Origin of the sequence: Actinocrispum sp. NPDC049592 (assembly GCF_040675465.1) — a bacterium.
GTDB lineage: Bacteria > Actinomycetota > Actinomycetes > Mycobacteriales > Pseudonocardiaceae > Kibdelosporangium.
Genome location: NZ_JBFAPA010000024.1, coordinates 126,799 through 144,286, shown reverse-complemented (window position 1 = coordinate 144,286; position 17,488 = coordinate 126,799). Strand labels below are relative to the sequence as shown.

Sequence of the window (17,488 nt, the reverse complement as noted above, 5' to 3'; positions counted from 1 at the left end):
ACATGCGCAGGCGGATTCTGCTGGCGATCCTGCTCGCGGTCGCGGTGACCACGTGCGCGCTGGGCATCCCGCTCGGGTACACCGCGTTGCAGCTGGTCGAGACCGTGACGCGGGACGGCCTGAAGGGCACGGTCCAGCGGATCGGCCTGCGCCTGGACGAGGACACCCTCGCGCAGCGGCCGCTGAACCTGGCCGCGGTGCAACCCGTCGTGCCCGAGAACGGCCGCCTCGTGGTGACCCAGCCGGACCGTCCAGTTCAGACACTCGGCCCGGACCCCGGATCGGACGCCCTGGCGGAGCAGATCCAGATCCTCAACGGTGTCACGGTCGTCGTCCAGATCCCCGCCGCCCCGACCCGAGCCCGCCAGACCCAAGTAGCGGGGCTGGTGGTGCTGGTCATTGTGCTGACGATCGCCGTGGCCAGCGGCGTGGCGATCGTGACGGCGAACCGCCTCGCCAAACCCCTGGGTCACGTGGCGGACAGAGCGGCGCGGCTGGGTGCGGGTGACTTCAAGCCGGACCCGCAGCGGTACGGCGTGCCCGAACTCGATCGGGTGGCGCACGCTTTGGATACCTCCGCGGGGGCTCTCGCCGAACTCGTTCAGCGCGAACGTGAGCTCGTGGGTGACGTCTCGCACCAGTTGCGGAGTCGGCTCACGGCCTTGCAGTTGCGGCTGGAGTCGTTGAAACACATGGCCGTCGATGAGGAGAGCGCCGTCGACGCGGGGGCGGCTCTGGAGCAGGCTGAGCGGCTGGGTGACGTGCTCGACGAGCTGTTGGCCGCCGCGCGTGAGGCCCGGTCCACGGACGCCGAGCCGTTGGATTTGGCCGCGGAGCTGCCGAAGATCGTTGGGGAGTGGCGGGATCCGTTGCGCGCCAAGGGACGTGCGCTGCGGGTGCGGGTCCACGACAAGCCCCTGGCGCGGGCGACTCGTACCCGGTTGAGTGAGGCCATCGGGGTGCTGCTCGACAATGCGTTGCGGCACGGGGCCGGGACCGTGTCGGTTTCCGCTCGAGGCGGTGAAGCCACGGTGGCGATTGAGGTCACGGACAGTGGTTCCGGTGTGCCCGATGACCTCGTGGCGCACATCTTCGATCGCGGGGTTTCTGGTGGGGGGTCGACCGGAGTGGGGCTCGCCCTGGCTCGTGCGCTCGTCGACTCTGACGGTGGGCGGCTGGAGCTTTCTGCTCCGAGGCCGGCTACGTTCACGATCTTTTTGCCGGTGCCTCGGGCGGATGAGGTTCGGGGGGTTCGTTGGCCTACCGAACGCGCTGAGCGGTCGCCGCGCTGATCCCCTCCACAGGGACGCGCGTTCGCTATCAGTCGTCGGGGGTGGGGGCGGGGACGATGCGGGGGCGGGCGTTGGCTTCGGGGAAGACCCAGCGGCGGAAGCCCCAGAAGCGGAACACCATGAACAGCAGTGTGCCGATGATGGAGCCCGCGACGAAGTCCGCCGTCTCCTGGGCCCAGCGGTCGACGTTGGGGACCTTGAGGTCCAGGACGTAGCGGGAGATCCACAGCGGTACGAGGTTGATGATGATCCCGCCGCCGCTCACCAGGAAGTACAGCGCGGCCTCGTGGTGGCGTTCGCGGCCTCCTCGGGTGCGGAAGGACCACTCGCGGTTCAGCACGTACGAGGCGATTGTGGCCATCAGCACCGCGATGGCCTTGGCGGTGACCGGTTTGCTCTCCAGCACCGTGAGTTTCATGAGGAACCACAGGCCGTTGTCGATGACGAACGTGGTCCCGCCGACGATCAGGAACTTCAACAGCTCCCGGTGTCTGATGAGAACGCCTCGGAGCGGCTCGGGCACTTGAGCCAGCACGCTCTCGACAAACGTCACTGCCGCAGTCTACGGAAAACCGCAGACCAACACGGGGTTACGCGGCGCGCTCGTTCTCCTCGTCGCGCACGGCGTGCAGGCGGCGCTGGGTGCGGGTGACGCGGGTGCGGGCGTTCGCCTCGGGGAACACCCACTTCTTGAACGCCCACCAGCGGAACACCATCGCCAGGAGGGTGCCGAGGATCATGCCGCTGAAGAAGTCCGCGATCTCCTGTGTGACAAGAGTCACATAAGGGACCTTCAGCTCGAGCATGTAGCGGGAGATGGCCAGCGGCAACGAGTTCAGGCCCACGCCGATCCCGCTGATCAGGAAGAACAGGGCGGCCTCGTGGTGCCGCTCGCGCCCGCCGCGGGTGTGGAACGACCACTCCCGGTTGAGCACGTAGGACACGATGGTGGCGATGATCACCGCGACGGCCAGCGCGGTGACCGGGTGCGCGTTCAGCACGGTGAGCTTCAGCGCGTAGTTGACCGCCGTGGTGACGACGAAGCAGACCGCACCGACCACCGCGAACCTGAGCAGCTCGCGGTACTTGAGCATGATCCTGCGCACCGGCTCGGGGAGCCGCTGGACGATGGTCTGCACAAAGGCCATGCACCCGACTCTACTGATCAGATTTTCACAGGCCGTGACCGGGTTGCCCCGGGACTGCTCCGATCAGAGTTTAGAAAGTGACGTGTGGGGTAGGCGTTACGTAATTGATCATGTTTTGACTACCGAGGGCCAGGACCCGTCCCACACTGTCCCGTGAGGTCCGCCAGCAGGCGTTCGACCGCGTTCATCCCAGCACACGGGTCCGGCGGCGGTCGCTCCGAGGTCGTCGTCCGCGTCGTCGGCGTCGTGGTCACCGCGGGAGGCTCAGACGAGGACGTCGAAGTGGGCTTCGTCGGCTCCGTTGGCTTGGTCGGCCCCGTGGTCTGCGTCGGCTTGGTGGGGTCCGTCTGTGTCGGAGGCGTCGGCTTCGTGGTGGTGGTCGGCGGTTTCGGCTCCTTGGGCGGCAACGGCCAGCGCCACCACGGCAGGTTCACCGTCGTGCTCGCGCTCGCCGTGCCGAGGGTGGCCGTGACGTGTACCTTCCGCGTGTGCCACGGCGGCGGGTCATGGCGGTCCCCGCGCGTCTCCCCGCCCTCGTCCCAGTCCTTCAGCTTGACCCGCAGGTAGAACCGGTCACCGGGCTTCACCGGATCGTCGGTCACACAGCTGGTCGTGGCGCCCGTCGTGGTGCAGGAGGCGTGCGGGACCGACTGCACGAGGTACGCGGTCTCGTCGAACGTGACGGTGATCTGTTTGGTGCTCTCGCCGGTGTTGCGCGCGAGGGCGAACACCGACGGCGCCTTGCGCAGACCGGGCGCCCCGAGGTCGATCGGGTCCGGCGACGCCAGGATCGACACGCCGTCCTTGCGGACCGGCGGCTGCACGTCCACCTTCACCGACACCTTGACCGCGGCGATCGAACCGGCCATCACCGAACCGGTGATCTCGCCACCGATGCTGTCGTCGGTCGCGAGCAGCCGGAACACCAGCTTCACCGACTCACCCGGCTGCAGGCCGCCCGCGCTGCTGCAGGTCACCGTGCCGGACCCGGCCGGGCAGGCCACGTCGGCGGCGGCCGCGTTCAACCGCAGGATCGGCGCCCCGGCCATCCGCGCCGGACCCTCGGAACTGATCCCCGGCGGCAGGTTCAGCGTGGCCACGACCGGCTCGGACACGCTGCCACCGTTGTTGGTGACCGTGAACGGCAGTTCGCTCGTGGTGCCCGGGACCAGCGTGACCGGCCCGGGTGAGGGCGCGTTCAGGCTCGGCGGCGCGGGCTGCGGCGGAGCCGGTGGCGGCGGCGCGCCCGGCGTCGGCACCTGAACCGGCGGCGTCTGGGCCGGTGGCTGCCCGGTCGGCGGGACGGGCTGGTTCGGCAGTGACTGCGGTGGCGGCGGAACCGGCGGGATCGGAGGCGGCGGCGGGTTGTTCGGCTGGGTCCGGGCCGGTGCCGTCGGCGATGGCGGCGGCTGCTGCGCGGCCGGGATCTGCTGCTCGGACGTACCCGCGGTCAACGCGATCGCGATCGCCGCGGCCAGCGCGGTCGCGGACACGGCGACGCCGATGAACTGGCGAGGGATCGACGACGCGGCCCCAGCCGCGGCGCCACCACCAGCACCGGCAGCGGCTGCGGTACCGACGACGGCCGCAGTGCTGACCTTCGCCGTGGTCGCCAGGTACCCAAGGGCGCCGGCGCCGAGGACCAGCGGCGCGATGATCCCGCGCATGCCGCCGTTGACGTCGGCGAGCTCAGCGGCCAGCGCGCGGCACCGCGCGCACTCGTCCAGGTGGGCCTCGACCTGCGCGGTCTCGCGCTTCGACAGGCCACCCCGGGTCCACGCGCCCAGGCGTTCGGCGGTCGCGCGGCACCGGTCGTTGTCGCTCTCGGCGAGATGCACCTGTAGGTAGGCCTGGCGCAGGCCCTCCCTCGCCCGATAGGCGAGCGCGCTCACACCATTGGGGGTAAGTCCCAGGATGGGGGCGACCTCGGCGGGTGACTGGCCCTCCACCTCGGTGTGCCAGAGCACCGCCTGCCAGCGTTCCGGCAGGCGCGCGAACGCCCGGGCGGCCAGCGACCGCTCCAGGCCCGCGACGGCCGTGTCGGAGAACGGGACCGCCGTCTCGGCGCCCGCGATCGTGGTCACGTCGTCGGACAGCTCGACCTTGCGGTCCTTGCGGGTCTTGTCGTACGCGGTGTGCCGCAGCGCGGTCAGCAGGTAGGCGCGGAACGCGGAGTCCGGGCCACGACCGGCGCGCAGGGTGTCCAGCACCTTCGCGAACGCCTCGGAGACCAGGTCGTCGGCCTCGGCCTGGTTGCGGGTCAGCTGGCGGGCAAGGTTGTACGCGGCCCCGACATGTCGCTCGTACAGCGATCCATACGCGGACACGGTGCCCTGGCGGACCGACTCGATCAGTTCGGCGTCGCTCGGGCCGTGCACCTCAGCGGGAACCGTGGACACGTGCCTCCCTCTCCATGCCCGTGTTGCCGGGGTCAGTGTGACTGACCCACATCACGGAGTCATATCCGGAGCCGCCTGCGGGTTTAGCGCTCCGTGACCGCGTCAACCATTCGAATGACAAGTCGGTCCGAATCGCGTCACACCTGAGGCCCAACGACGTTCCAACTCCAGATCTTTGTCAGCGGGTTCATCGGTGCCGGAGAGGAACGGGTAACTGTGGCGGTTCGCGAAATGGGCTCACGTTCACCCCATGGTGCGGAGGCCGCTCTCCGGTCGCTGCGCGCCCGGTGGCGGACGGCCAGCATCGCCGCGGGATGGCGTTACCCGAGCGACTGGGCCCTGCCGGAGGTCGACGCGGTGTGCGCGTCCGCCCTGGTCAAGGCCGATCTCTCGGACCCGCTCGCGGAGCTGGGCCGGGCCCGCGCGCTGTCCGGCGCCGGCCTGGACGAGACCCTGACGGACGTCGCCGCGCTGCATGCCGTGCTCTCCGATCCCCGGTTGCTGGCCGCCAACCCGGACGCGGTGCCCGCCCGGTTGCTCCGGATGACCGCACTCGCTTGGGCTGATGTGTCCACTGTCGAGATAGCCCGTTGTGAGGTCAAGGAGAGTCTGACCGGACTATCGACGTCCGCCTACCTGCGCACACGTCTTGGCGAGATCTACCGGCAGGCCGCGCGCGATGAGCGCCCGGTGGGTCACGTCCTGCTCACGGTGTCCATCGACCTGTCCGCGGTGATCGGGTGGTCCCGGCTGATGGCCATGGTCCTGGCCGCTGACGTGCTGAGACAGGTCTTCGACGGCGGCGAGAGCCTGGCGCTGCTCGGCCCGTCGGTCGCCGTCGTGCTCACCGAACGGGACCCGGACCTGGCCACTCGCGTCGCCGAGGCTGAGCGGATGCTCGCCCAGCGTCTGTCCGTGGATCCCCAGCTGCACACCCTCGGCCCGATCGATCTGCGCCTCTACCGGCTGCCGGACACGCACAGCCAGGCCTGTGAGCTGATCGACTCGCTCAGTCGTAGCTGAATCGGGCGGTATGTCCGGGTTTGCCCCGCCCGGTGTGCGTTAGCCGGGACCTCAAGCCACGTTTGGGTGGTTCTCGTGATTTGCTGTCCGCGTGAGCGATGGTGACGAGCGCAACGGGGGTGCGCCCGTGCGGGCGGAAGGGCGGTTGACCCAGGCGGTTGTCTGGTTTGTCGGCTCCTGGCGGGCGATGTGGGTCGTCTCCGCGGTCCCGCTGGCGTTCATCCTGACCGGCTTCATCGTGTGGTTCGCACACGGCCGGATGGGTGTGGACTCGGCGGTCTACCGGTCCGGCGGTGTGGCGCTGCTGTCCGGCGAGCCGCTCTACGACAACATGACGCTCGGCGCGGAGCCGTGGTGGGCGCAGTTGCCGTTCACCTACACGCCGTTCGCGGCGCTGGTGTTCGTGCCGCTGACCATCCTGCCGACCGTGGTCGCCTGGGGCGTGCTCAGCGCCGCCTCGGTGCTGTCGCTCAGCCTGGTCATCCGGATCACCCTGGAGAAGGTGCCCAACCGGCCCGGCTGGCTCGACCCGCGCAAGGCCACCGTCTGGTTCTCCATCCTGATGCTCGGCATGGAACCGGTCTGGCGGACGCTGTTCCTCGGCCAGATCAACATCCTGCTGATGCTGCTGGTCGTGCTCGACGTGCTGGTCATCGCCGCGGGCAACAGCAGGTGGGGCGGGGTGCTCGTCGGCGTCGCCGCGGCCATCAAGCTCACGCCGTTGATCTTCGTGGCGCACTTCCTGCTGACCGGCAAGCGATCCGCGGCCGTCAAGGGCTTCGTCACGTTCGTCCTGCTGCAGGGCCTGATGTTCCTGATCAACGCCCGGGATGCCTGGCACTTCTGGACCGTGACGGTGGTCGGCGACCCGATGCGGATCGGCCCGGTCTACTGGAACGGCAACCAGTCGCTCAACGGCCTGATCAACCGGATCACCCTGCTGGACCCCAGCTCCACCAAGATCGCGCTGCTGATCGGCGCGGTCGTGGCCATCCCGGCGGCGCTGATGGTCCGCCGGTTCCACCGGCACGGGCGTGCGGTGGCCGCGTTGATGGTCAGCGCGTTCTTCGGGTTGTTCTTCAGCCCGGTCTCCTGGACGCACCACTACGTCTGGGTCGTGCCGCTGCTGATCATGCTGATCGCGCGGATGCCCGACCCGCTGCCGCAGGGCTTCTGGCCGGTGCTGCGGGCCGCGGTCTCGCCGCTGATCGTGTTCGCGGTGTTCGTCAGCTGCATCCTGCTGGCCATGCGCGGCGGCAACGGCAAGGAGCTGCACTGGTTCTGGTGGGAGTTCATCCCGGGCAGCGCGTACATGATCGTCCCGGTCGGCGCCGGCATCGCGATCGCCATCCGGGTGCTGCGCCGCCGCATGCGTGACCGCGCCCAACCCCCTGAACCCAGGATCCCCGCAGGCCAGACGACGTGAGGACGCGCTGGCTGGACCTCGCGTTCTACACCGGGTTCGGGCTGGACGCGGCGTACACCGCGGTTTTCTCGGAGTTCTACGGGTTCCGGGTGTGGGGGAACTTCGCGGTCGTGGGCTATGGGTTCGCGGCGCTGCACACGGTGGTGTTCTTGTTGTTGAAGCGACCGGCTTCGCGGTGGGTGCCGGTCGGGCTCGTGGTGGTGCTGGGCGCTTTGGTGCCGATGATCGTGCTCGTGGCGATCCGGATGACCGGCCGCGACTGGGGTTCGCCGGCCGGCTCGATGACCGCTCAGCCGGAGGTGTGGGCGATCGAACGGGCCGGGAACCTGTTGCTGCACACCGGTTCCCCGTATGTGGACCTTTCGGCTTTGACGCGGCCGGTGCACGTCGACGACTTCACGCCGTACGGCCCCGCGATGGCCATCCTCGGCCTGCCGAACGCCCTCTTTGGACGGACGATGCTCACCGACGTCCGGGTGGTCGCTCTCGTTGTGACGGTGGCAGTCCTAGCGTTGACAGTGAAAACAGCGCAAGCACAACTCACCGTCCGGCCGGTGCAGTTCGTGCTGCTGACCACTTTCACGACGCTGTCCACAGCGGTCGCCGGGAACGACATGCCCGTGGTCGCTTTGCTGATCCTGTCGGCGGTTCTGGCCACCCGGCGGAATCCGGAGTGGGCGGGACTGGTGTTGGCTCTCGCGGCGAGCATGAAGTTGACTGCCTTGCCAGCCGCTGCTGTAGTGGCGGTGGCTATCGGTTTTGCCAAGGGCGCCAAGGGGTTGCTGCGGTTTGTCGGCGCCTTTCTGGCCGGTGGTGTGGTCTTCACCGGGCTTTCGGCGGCGGTCTCCTGGAAAGCCTTTGTGGACAACGTGATCCGGTTCCCGGCCAACCTCGCTGAGGTTCGTTCGCCCGCCGGTTCGCCGCTGCCCGGGCATCTGCTGGAGGAGTCGGGGCCGGTCGGGCACGTGGCCGTGCTCGTGCTGATGGCGGTAGCGGCGATCGGGATCCTGTGGTGGCTGCTGGTGAAGCCGCCGAAGACGACCGCTGAGATCCTGCTGCGCATCGGCGTCGGCCTGGGTGTGGCGATGCTGTTGATGCCCGCTACCCGTTGGGGGTACTTGATCTACCCGGTGACGCTGCTCGGGGCGGCGCTGCATTCCTGGCGACCGGCGTTGACCAGGGCGAAGGTCGCCGCATGAGCCGGGTCGTGCTCGCGCTGATCGCGTTGGCCTACATCGTCCAGGGCGTGATCGCGTACTTCCAGAACGCGCCCGCGGGCGGCGATACGGCGGTCTACCAGGCTGGCGCGGCGACCTTGCTGCACGGCCTGCCGCTGTACGACTCGGACACGCTGCCGTTCGAGCCTGCCTATGCCCAGCTGCCGTTCACGTACACGCCGTTCGCCGCGCTGCTGTTCACGCCGTTGGTCGTCGTGCCGTCGCAGGTGGCTTGGGGCATCTTGAACGCGTTGTCGGCGTTGGCGCTGATCGCGGTGGTGTACATCGTGCTGACCAAGGTCCGGCGGCCTTCGTGGCTGACGCCGGAGTGGGGCGCGGTGGTTCTCGGCGGTGCCATGCTGCTGTTGGAACCCGTCCGGGTGAACATGGACTACGGACAGGTCAACCTGCTGCTGATGCTGCTCGTGGTGCTGGATGTGCTGGTGGTGAAGCGGTTCGGCGGGGTGCTCGTCGGCGTCGCAGCCGCGGTCAAGCTCGTACCGTTGATCTTCGTCGCGTACTTCCTGCTGGTCGGGCGGACTCGGGACGCGCTGCGGGCGGTGGGCGCATTCGCCGGGCTCCAGGCGCTGATGTTCCTGCTCACGCCGCACTCCGCCTACCGGTTCTGGACGCACACCGTGTTCGACTCGTCCCGGATCGGGCCGACGAACTGGTCGTGGAACCAGTCACTGGGCGGGATGGTCCGCCGGTTCAGCGAGCAGGCGCCCTGGTCGCAGCCGGTCGCATACCTGATCGGGGTGGTGCTGGCGGCAGGCGCGGCCGTGCTCGTGCGCCGGTACCGCGACCGTCCGGTCTATGGTCTGTTGATCATCGGGTTCCTGTCGTTGCTGGTCAGCCCGGTCTCGTGGGTGCACCACTGGGTGTGGGCGGTGCCGTTGATCACCGTGCTGGTCACCGAGGCGCTCTGCGGGAACAAGATCGCGCGCTGGCTGCTGCCGGTCACCGTGGCGGTGTTCGCGGTGCCGGTGCTGCGGTGGGTCCCGCACGGCTCGTTCCGCGAATACGCCTGGACTCCCGCGCAGATGGTGGCCGGGAACCTGTTCGTGCTGTTCCCGGTGATTGTGGGCCTCGTCATGCTTGTCCGGTCCTCCCGCTCGCGCCGCTCGTTGGCGCAGGTAGGGTGACCTGCTCGTGGACCCAGTCACAGGCTTGCCCGTCGTCGGCATGGTGGGCGGCGGCCAGCTGTCCCGGATGACCCAGCAGGCCGCCATCGCGCTCGGCCAGTCGTTGCGCGTGCTGGCGATCTCGCCGTCCGAGCCGGCCGCACTCGTCACCCCGTTCGTCAGCCTCGGCCATCACACCGACCTGGATGCGTTGCGTGCCTTCGCATCCAGCTGTGACGTGATGACCTTCGACCACGAGCACGTGCCGCCCGCGCACCTGCGCACGCTGGTCGAAGAGGGCTTCACTGTCCACCCTGGACCGTCGGCGTTGATCCACGCGCAGGACAAGCTCGTGATGCGCACCCGGCTGCAGGAGATGGGGGTGCCGATCCCGGAGTTCGCGCCGGTCACCTCCGTCGGCGACCTAGTGCGGTTCGGCTCGAAGTTCGGCTGGCCGTGCGTGCTCAAGGCGGCGCGCGGCGGGTACGACGGGCGGGGCGTGTGGATGGTCGCGTCCGAGGCGGCCGCGGAGTCCCTCGTTCCGGAGCTGCTGGCCGCGGGAACGCCGTTGCTCGTCGAGGAACGCGTAGCGATGACACGGGAGCTAGCAGCGCTAGTCGCGCGGTCACCGTTCGGGCAGGGTGCGGCCTGGCCAGCGGTGGAAACCGTTCAGCAGGACGGGATCTGCGTCGAGGTGCTCGCGCCCGCACCGAACCTGTCGCCCGCGTTGGCGGAAGAGGCCCAGGATCTGGCGTTGCGGGTCGCGTCCACTTTGGGCGTTGTGGGACTGCTTGCGGTGGAACTGTTCGAGACCCCATCGGGTCTGGTCGTCAACGAGCTCGCCATGCGGCCGCACAACTCCGGGCACTGGACCATCGAGGGCGCGCGGACCTCGCAGTTCGAGCAGCACCTCCGCGCGGTGCTCGACTATCCTTTGGGCTCAACGGAACCGGTCGCGCCCGCGGTGGTGATGGCGAACGTGCTCGGCGCGTCGATCATCCCGTCGATGGGCCCCGACGAGCGGCTGCACCACCTGTTCGCGCGGTTCCGCGACGTGCATGTGCATTACTACGGCAAGGAAGAACGGCCCGGGCGCAAGATCGGGCACGTCACGGTGCTCGGCACGGACATGTCTGTTGTCCGGGCCCGCGCACGGCTCGCGGCCGACTGGCTTTCCACCGGCGTGTGGCCGGACGGGTACGACATCCACGGAGGACGGTAAATGACGGTGCCGACGCTTGACCCTGCAACCAGGTCTGCGGCTGTCGGTGTGATCATGGGCAGCGACTCGGACTGGCCCGTGATGTCGGCGGCGGCCGAGGCATTGACGGAGTTCGGCGTCAGCTACGAAGTCGGCGTCTACTCGGCCCACCGAACGCCACAAAGAATGCTGGACTACGCGCGGTCCGCGGCGGCCAACGGCCTCAAGGTGATCATCGCGGGCGCGGGCGGCGCGGCCCACCTCCCCGGAATGGTCGCGTCCGCAACGGTCCTTCCAGTCATCGGCGTCCCCGTCCCGCTGAAGTACCTGGACGGCATGGACTCCCTGCTGTCGATCGTCCAGATGCCCGCCGGAGTCCCCGTCGCCACCGTGTCCATCGGCGGCGCCCGCAACGCCGGCCTCCTCGCCGTCCGGATCCTCGCCGCCACAAACCCGGCCCTCCAGACAAAAATGGCCGAATTCCAAGCCGCCCTCGAAACCATGGTCCTCGACAAGGACACAGCCCTCAAAAAGCTCGCCGATTCGTGAGTGGTTGCGCCGGTTAGAACCAGTACAACCACTCATGAGGAGGGGCTGGGGGTCAGCGCGATGTGTTGCCACGGCCATGTGGTGGTGCGAGCAGCCATTGCTGGGACAGTTGGGCATTGCGTTCGTCGAACCACGGCTGCCATCTGCGTTCCGCGTCTTCGCTGAGCGTCAGGTACCGGCGGCTGTGCACGGACCTGATCAGAAAACCGATGCCGTCCGGGCTGTCCTCCAAACTCCACCGCTGCCACGGCTCGCGGTGAACTTCCCACATCACTGGTTTGATGTCGCGCGGCACCGGGATCGTTGCCGAAAGCGGTGTCGAGAGCCAACCCGCTCGCCCGGTTGATGATCAGGCACGGAGCACTCACCTTGGCCCGGCGCTTGAACACCGTGCGGACGTCATCGATTCCGATCGACAACCCGGGGAGGCGCAGCTCAACTTTGACCGGACTCATGCCGACACTATCGACCCACCCAAGACGGTTCGTTTCACGGTCGGTGGCACCTGGGGTCAGAGGCGGTCGCGGAGTTCGCGTTTGAGGATCTTCCCGGCCGCCGAGACGGGGATCTGATCGGTGAGGATGATTTCGCGGAGGCGTTTGTAGGGCGCCACTTTTTCGTTGATGTCGGCCATCAGCTGGTCTGTGTTGATGTCCGGTTTGGCGGGGATCACGAACGCGACGGGGAGTTCGCCGACGTCGGTCTGTTTGCGGCCTACGACGGCGGCCATGGCGACGTCTGGGTGGGCGATGAGGAGTTCCTCGAGTTCGCGCGGGTAGACGTTGTAGCCCTTGTAGAGCAGCATGTCCTTGATCCGGTCCACTATGGACAGGAAGCCGTCCTCGTCGATCACGCCGATGTCGCCGGTGTGCAGCCAGCCGTCGACCAGGACCTCGGCGGTGGCGTCGGGGCGGTTGTGGTAGCCGGCCATCACCTGGGGGCCGCGGATGCACACCTCGCCGCGTTCACCGGCGGGCAGCGGCTCCTCGCTGCCTGGCTCGACCACCTTGATCTCGGTGTCGAACACCGGCACCCCGACCGAGCCGATCTTGTGCTTGCCGGACACCCAGGTCGGTCCGGCGCACGCGCCCATGGTGACCTCGGTGAGGCCGTAGCCCTCGCCGATCACCGCCTTGGGCATCAGCCGCTGCAGCGCCTTGCTCATCTCCAGCGGCATGGGCGCCGCGCCCGACCCGATCGACAGCACGGTCGACAGGTCCCGGGTCTGCATGTCGGGGTGCGCGAGCAGGCCCGCGAACAACGCGGGCGCGCCACCCAGGTAGGTGATGCCGAGCCGCTCAGCGTCGGCGAGGAACGCGGCGGGGTCGAACCGGTCGTGCAGCGTCGCCGTGACACCGCCCATGACCAGCACGTTCAACCCGGCGATGGTACCCATGGCGTGGAACCACGGGGTGAGGTTGATCGCGATCCCCTGCCCGAGCCGGCTGGGGAACTCCGACGGGTCGCTCACCTGGTCGAGGATCAGGCCACCCTCGTCGTCCAGCGCGGGCACCGAGCCGGTCTGCCAGCAGGCGAACTGCAACGTGTTGACCACGACGTTCCGGTGCGGCAGCCGCACGCCCTTGGAGACCCCGGTCGTCCCGCCGGTGTACGCGAGATGCGCCAGGTCGTTGTAGATGTCGATCTCCACCACCGGCGGTGTGTCCGGCTGACCGGCCCAGATCGGCTGGACGTCCGCCGCCGTCAGCACCCGCACCGCCCCGGCGTCCTCCACCTGGGCCTTCAGCGCCTCGGGCGGCATCAGCGGGTTCACCGGCACGAATGTGGCCCCGGCCAGCAACAGGCCGTAGTAGGCCACCGGGAACGCCAGGTTGTTCGGCATCACCAGCGCGACCCGGTCGCCGGACCGGACCCCCTCGCTGATCAGGCCGTTCGCGAACTGGCAGGCCCGCTGCCACAGATCCGCGTAGGTCAGCTCCTCGTCGTGGTGCCGGAACGCCACGCGGTCGCCGTAGCGGCGCGCGGACCCGGCGAGGATCGCGCCGGCCGCGACCTCCGGGTAGTCGAGCTTCTTACCAAGCTGGGGAGGCCACGTCGCGCTCATCGCTCGACACTAAATCGAAATGCGGCTCAGGACACAAGGTCTCCATAGTAAACGCGCGCTAACATCGGGTCGATACGCAAGGTTTTCGCGCGGAAGGCGGAACAGGGTGAACGCGGGCATCTACCAGCTGCCGGAGGAGCACGACGCGCTGCGCGAGGCCGTGCGCGCGATGTCCGAGAAGGAGATCGCGCCGTATGCCGCCGACTGTGACGAGAACGAGCGCTACCCGGTCGAGGCCAGGGACGCGCTGATCAAGTCCGGCTTCTTCGCGCCGCACATCGCCGAGGAGTACTCCGGCGAGGGCGCCGACGCGGTGGCCACCTGCATCGTGATCGAGGAGGTCGCGCGGGTGTGCGCGTCGTCCTCGCTGATCCCCGCGGTGAACAAGCTCGGCTCGATGCCGATCATCCTGTCCGCCTCCGAGGACCTCAAGAAGCAGGTCCTGCCCACGCTGGCGGCTGGCAAGGCGTCCATCTCGTACGCGCTGTCCGAGCGCGAGGCCGGGTCGGACACGGCGTCCATGCGCACCCGCGCCCGCCTGGAGGGCGACCAGTGGGTGCTCAACGGCACCAAGTGCTGGATCACCAACGCGGGCGAGTCCACCTGGTACACGGTGATGGCCGTGACCAACCCGGACGCCGCCAAGCCGTCCCAGGGCATCTCCGCGTTCGTCGTGCACGCCGACGACCCCGGCTTCTCGGTCGGCCCGAAGGAGCGCAAGCACGGCATCAAGGGCTCGCCGACCCGCGAGATCTACTTCGAGAACTGCGCCATCCCGGCCGACCGGATCATCGGCGAGCCGGGCACCGGCCTGAAGACCGCGCTGCGCACCCTCGACCACACCCGACCGACCATCGGCGCGCAGGCCGTCGGCATCGCCCAGGGCGCGCTGGACGCGGCGATCGACTACGTCAAGGAGCGCAAGCAGTTCGGCAAGGCCATCGCCGACTTCCAGGGCGTCCAGTTCATGCTGGCCGACATGGCGATGAAGGTCGAAGCCGCCCGGCACATGGTCTACGTCGCCGCCGCCAAGGCCGAACGCGGCGAGCCGGACGTTGGCTTCGTTGCGGCTGCGGCAAAGTGCTTCGCCTCGGACGTCGCCATGGCCGTGACCACGGACGCCGTGCAGCTGTTCGGCGGCGCTGGTTACACCCGTGACTTCCCGGTCGAGCGCATGATGCGCGACGCCAAGATCACCCAGATCTACGAGGGCACCAACCAGATCCAGCGCCAGGTCATGGCCCGCTCGCTGCTCAAGGGCTGACACAACGACGACAGGGCCCCGGCGGACCGCACCGGGGCCTTTGTCATGTCGCCAGATCGGGTCAGAGTGTCGCCGGAGGGCCCGGTGGTCTCGGTGGGATCTTGGGGACATGACCGTGGACAAGGCCGAGATGTGGCGGACCGGGATCGGCATGCTGACCTTGGGGCACGAGGCCGTCTCGAACGGGCGGGACGGCAACCTCGACATGTCGGAGGTGTACGCCGCCTACTCGCTGCTCAGGCGGACCTTCACCGACTTCGACCTGGACTCGCCGCCCGAGGTGCCTGCCGACAGCCTCGACGCCACGTACGAGGCGATCACGGACGTGGCCGACATGTACTCCGAACGCCTGGACTTCCTGCTGCTGGGCATCTTCTACGGGTTCAACAAGGTCGTGGCCGCCTACCTGGAGGACTGCCCCGGCGCGGACATCGGCGCCATCCTCCGCCGGGTCGCCCTGAACCCACCCGCCCTCAACTGACCTAGCCGGTTGGAACCGGGACAACCACTCACGAGGGCTGGAACTGGGTGAGGGAGAGGGTGTTGTCGTCGGGGTCGGGGAACCAGGCGATGCGGGCGCCGCTGGGGGCGGTCCAGATGCCGGATTCGGTCTGGCCCATGCCTTCGTAGCGGCGGAAGGTCACGCCGCGGGCGGTGAGTGTGGCGACGGCTTGGTCGATGTCGTCGACGGGCCAGCCCAGGATGGTGAACGGCTGGGGTGTGAGGGTGTCCACTTTGGTCACGCGGATGTCGTCGAGGACGAGGGCGAACGGGGTCATCTCGACCACGTGCAGGCCCAGGACGCCCTCGTAGAAGGTGCGGGACCGCTCCAGGTCGGTGGACGGGGCGAACGCGATGGCCTTGCCGAGCATGGTCAGCCTCCTTGGGGCAGGACCTGGGTCGCCCGTTCGGTGTCCTGGTGGGCCTGGAGCTTGGCGGCGTCCGGATTGGACACCTGCACGAGCGAGCCGCCCCCGGCCAGGACGGCGAGCAGTCCGGAGACCACGCCCTCCGGGAACGTCCAGTCCAGAGTGGACAACACGCGCTCCGGACGGGCCTGCGCGCGAGCGGACTTCACCACGTCATCCACGGTCAACCCGGCCAACGCCGGAGTGGAGCCGGGAACATCCGAAAGAACCAAGTAGTCATCGCCGAACAGGCGGGACTCGGCGATGTAGTCCAGCGTCCCGGCAGGCGGGTCACCCCGCAACCCCATGCCCATCGGGTCCAGCGACACCACGGCGTTGCCGGACGAAGCATTGTCCACAGTGGTCAAAACAACAGCAGCCGAGGTCGTGTCGGTCGTGACATGAGCCCCGCACCACCAGGCGCCCAACAGGATCCCGGCGGTCTGCCAGTGCGCGGGCAGCAACACGGCGACATCCGTGCCTGGCTCGACGTCGAACTCCTCGGTGAGCCAGTTCGCGGTCTTCGCGGCCCAGTTCGCCAAAGTGGCGACCGAAAGCTCGACACGAGTGCCCGCTGCGTCGTCGTAGTGCGTGATCAGCGGACGGGACCGGTCACCGGCCAGCAACGGACGGAACAGGGCCTCGGTCACCGACATCAGTCAACACACCTCACACCGTCTACAGTGGCCGGTTGCTGCTGCTGGGCGCCGTTCAGCCGCAACGGGCCGGAGCCCGAGAAGTTCGACGGCTGCCTGCCGAGCAGTCCGGCCACATAGGACTTCACCTTGTTGTTGTCCACGGTGATGATGCTCTGGCCGCGGTCGTTGCGCGCGCCCACCGCCTCCACCGGGATCGTCACGAAGTCGACCGCGCCCGAGGACAGCTCGCTCAGGTGCTTGGCCAGCTGGAGGATGTCCAGGCCAGGGTCGACGATCACGGACTTGGACACCGCGTCGGTCAGCTTGGCGAGCTTCGTCCCGTCGGCCAGCGTCTGCGCGGTGAGCACCTGGCGCATCGCCGAACCCAGGAACACCTGCTGGCGCACGATCCGGTCGAGGTCCCCGCGCGGCAGGCCATCTCGTTGCCGTACAAAGGAAAGCGCGGCCCCGCCGGAGATCTTCTGCACGCCCTTGCGGAAGTTCGCGCCGGAGTTGGTGTCGCTGGTGGCGTGGTTCAGGCACACCGTCACGCCGCCGATCGCGTCCGTCAACAGGTAGAACCCGTACAGGTTCACCTCGGCGTAGTGGTCGACCCGCACACCGGTCAGGTTCTGCACCGCCTGCGCGAGGCTGGACCGGCCGACCTTGTCCGACTCCCGCTCGATCAGCTCGCGGTCCTTCTCGCCCGCGGCCTCCATTTGCTGGGACTTCAGGTACTTCGTGGCGCCATAGGCCGCGTTGATCTTGTCGTCGCGATAACCCGGGATGGACACGTACGTGTCGCGGGGGATCGAGATGGCGTACCCCTTCGAGCCGTCTTTGGGGATACGCAACAGGATGATCGTGTCGGTGTTGACGCCGTCGGCCGCTTCGGTGCGCAGCTGCTTGAGAATCGACGCGGGCAGCGGACGGCCCTGCGCGTCGGTGCGGGTGTCGCTGCCGACCACCAGGATGTCGTTGGCGCCGTCGTCGGCAGGCGGGGCGGTCTTCTGCACCTCGTCGGAAAGCACATCGGTGGTGGGCGTCTTCTCGCGGACCTCCTCGACGGTGTCGCGGGTCAGCCCGACAGCGGCCAGCGCGGTCGCGGACAGCAGCGCGACGATGACCCGACCGGTCATCCACGCGGTCCGCGCCACCCGCCCCTGCCGTCGGCGCCCACGCGCGACCGGCTCGTCGTCCACCGGAACTCCTCCCACCCCAACTCTGCCTACGA

Annotated in this window: 17 protein-coding genes; 9 read left to right on the top strand and 8 right to left on the bottom strand. The window is 68.5% G+C overall.

The annotated features are described in order from the left end of the window. Nucleotides 1-2 precede the first annotated feature (2 nt). Nucleotides 3-1,292, top strand: a complete 1,290-nt coding sequence (locus AB0J95_RS44425; RefSeq protein ID WP_364771789.1) for an ATP-binding protein — start codon at nt 3-5, stop codon at nt 1,290-1,292. 28 nt (nt 1,293-1,320) lie between these two features. Here the strand turns inward: AB0J95_RS44425 and AB0J95_RS44420 are convergent, their stop codons facing one another. From AB0J95_RS44420 to AB0J95_RS44410, 3 genes are all read right to left on the bottom strand, one after another. Then, nucleotides 1,321-1,845 carry a GtrA family protein gene (locus AB0J95_RS44420; protein ID WP_364771787.1) on the bottom strand — a complete coding sequence of 175 codons (525 nt, stop codon included), beginning with the start codon at nt 1,843-1,845 and terminating at the stop codon, nt 1,321-1,323. A 37-nt stretch (nt 1,846-1,882) separates the two neighbouring features. Beyond that, on the bottom strand, nt 1,883-2,440 hold the full coding sequence (locus tag AB0J95_RS44415) for a GtrA family protein (RefSeq protein ID WP_364771785.1): 558 nt from the start codon (nt 2,438-2,440) through the stop codon (nt 1,883-1,885). 119 nt (nt 2,441-2,559) lie between these two features. Continuing rightward, on the bottom strand, nt 2,560-4,839 hold the full coding sequence (locus tag AB0J95_RS44410) for a sigma-70 family RNA polymerase sigma factor (protein ID WP_364771783.1): 2,280 nt from the start codon (nt 4,837-4,839) through the stop codon (nt 2,560-2,562). 231 nt (nt 4,840-5,070) lie between these two features. Between AB0J95_RS44410 and AB0J95_RS44405 the strand changes: the two genes are divergently transcribed. From AB0J95_RS44405 to purE, 6 genes are all read left to right on the top strand, one after another. Further along, nucleotides 5,071-5,862: a GGDEF domain-containing protein gene (locus tag AB0J95_RS44405; RefSeq protein WP_364771781.1), complete on the top strand. Its 792-nt coding sequence runs from the start codon at nt 5,071-5,073 to the stop codon at nt 5,860-5,862. A 91-nt stretch (nt 5,863-5,953) separates the two neighbouring features. Continuing rightward, complete coding sequence (locus AB0J95_RS44400) at nt 5,954-7,288, top strand: glycosyltransferase 87 family protein (RefSeq protein WP_364771779.1); 1,335 nt, start codon at nt 5,954-5,956, stop codon at nt 7,286-7,288. Beyond that, entirely contained in the window at nt 7,285-8,487 is a 1,203-nt protein-coding gene (locus AB0J95_RS44395) for a glycosyltransferase 87 family protein (RefSeq protein ID WP_364771777.1), read from the top strand. The genes AB0J95_RS44400 and AB0J95_RS44395 overlap by 4 nt, the downstream gene beginning before the upstream one ends. After that, entirely contained in the window at nt 8,484-9,650 is a 1,167-nt protein-coding gene (locus AB0J95_RS44390; protein ID WP_364771775.1) for a glycosyltransferase 87 family protein, read from the top strand. The genes AB0J95_RS44395 and AB0J95_RS44390 overlap by 4 nt, the downstream gene beginning before the upstream one ends. A 7-nt stretch (nt 9,651-9,657) precedes the next feature. After that, on the top strand, nt 9,658-10,851 hold the full coding sequence (locus AB0J95_RS44385; protein ID WP_364771774.1) for a 5-(carboxyamino)imidazole ribonucleotide synthase: 1,194 nt from the start codon (nt 9,658-9,660) through the stop codon (nt 10,849-10,851). 54 nt (nt 10,852-10,905) lie between these two features. Next, the gene (gene purE / locus AB0J95_RS44380; RefSeq protein WP_364771772.1) at nt 10,906-11,379 is read left to right on the top strand and encodes a 5-(carboxyamino)imidazole ribonucleotide mutase; all 474 of its coding nucleotides are present in this window, start codon (nt 10,906-10,908) and stop codon (nt 11,377-11,379) included. Between the two features lie 52 nt (nt 11,380-11,431). Here the strand turns inward: purE and AB0J95_RS44375 are convergent, their stop codons facing one another. Both AB0J95_RS44375 and AB0J95_RS44370 read right to left on the bottom strand, forming a co-directional pair. After that, nucleotides 11,432-11,650 (bottom strand): hypothetical protein, encoded by a 219-nt coding sequence (locus tag AB0J95_RS44375; RefSeq protein WP_364771770.1) that lies wholly within the window; start codon nt 11,648-11,650, stop codon nt 11,432-11,434. A gap of 240 nt (nt 11,651-11,890) precedes the next feature. After that, complete coding sequence (locus tag AB0J95_RS44370) at nt 11,891-13,444, bottom strand: AMP-binding protein (RefSeq protein WP_364771768.1); 1,554 nt, start codon at nt 13,442-13,444, stop codon at nt 11,891-11,893. A 106-nt stretch (nt 13,445-13,550) separates the two neighbouring features. Between AB0J95_RS44370 and AB0J95_RS44365 the strand changes: the two genes are divergently transcribed. Then, nucleotides 13,551-14,708 carry an acyl-CoA dehydrogenase family protein gene (locus tag AB0J95_RS44365; RefSeq protein WP_364771766.1) on the top strand — a complete coding sequence of 386 codons (1,158 nt, stop codon included), beginning with the start codon at nt 13,551-13,553 and terminating at the stop codon, nt 14,706-14,708. Nucleotides 14,709-14,817: 109 nt separating this feature from the next. Then, nucleotides 14,818-15,189, top strand: coding sequence for a hypothetical protein (locus AB0J95_RS44360; protein ID WP_364771764.1), 372 nt, complete (start codon nt 14,818-14,820; stop codon nt 15,187-15,189). A 28-nt stretch (nt 15,190-15,217) separates the two neighbouring features. Here the strand turns inward: AB0J95_RS44360 and AB0J95_RS44355 are convergent, their stop codons facing one another. The 3 genes from AB0J95_RS44355 to AB0J95_RS44345 are packed head-to-tail and all read right to left on the bottom strand — an operon-like array spanning nt 15,218 to nt 17,456. After that, nucleotides 15,218-15,580 (bottom strand): VOC family protein, encoded by a 363-nt coding sequence (locus tag AB0J95_RS44355; protein WP_364771762.1) that lies wholly within the window; start codon nt 15,578-15,580, stop codon nt 15,218-15,220. 2 nt (nt 15,581-15,582) lie between these two features. Next, nucleotides 15,583-16,272: a TIGR03089 family protein gene (locus tag AB0J95_RS44350; RefSeq protein WP_364771760.1), complete on the bottom strand. Its 690-nt coding sequence runs from the start codon at nt 16,270-16,272 to the stop codon at nt 15,583-15,585. Next, the gene (locus AB0J95_RS44345; RefSeq protein WP_364771758.1) at nt 16,272-17,456 is read right to left on the bottom strand and encodes an LCP family protein; all 1,185 of its coding nucleotides are present in this window, start codon (nt 17,454-17,456) and stop codon (nt 16,272-16,274) included. The genes AB0J95_RS44350 and AB0J95_RS44345 overlap by 1 nt, the downstream gene beginning before the upstream one ends. Between the last annotated feature and the right edge of the window lie 32 nt (nt 17,457-17,488).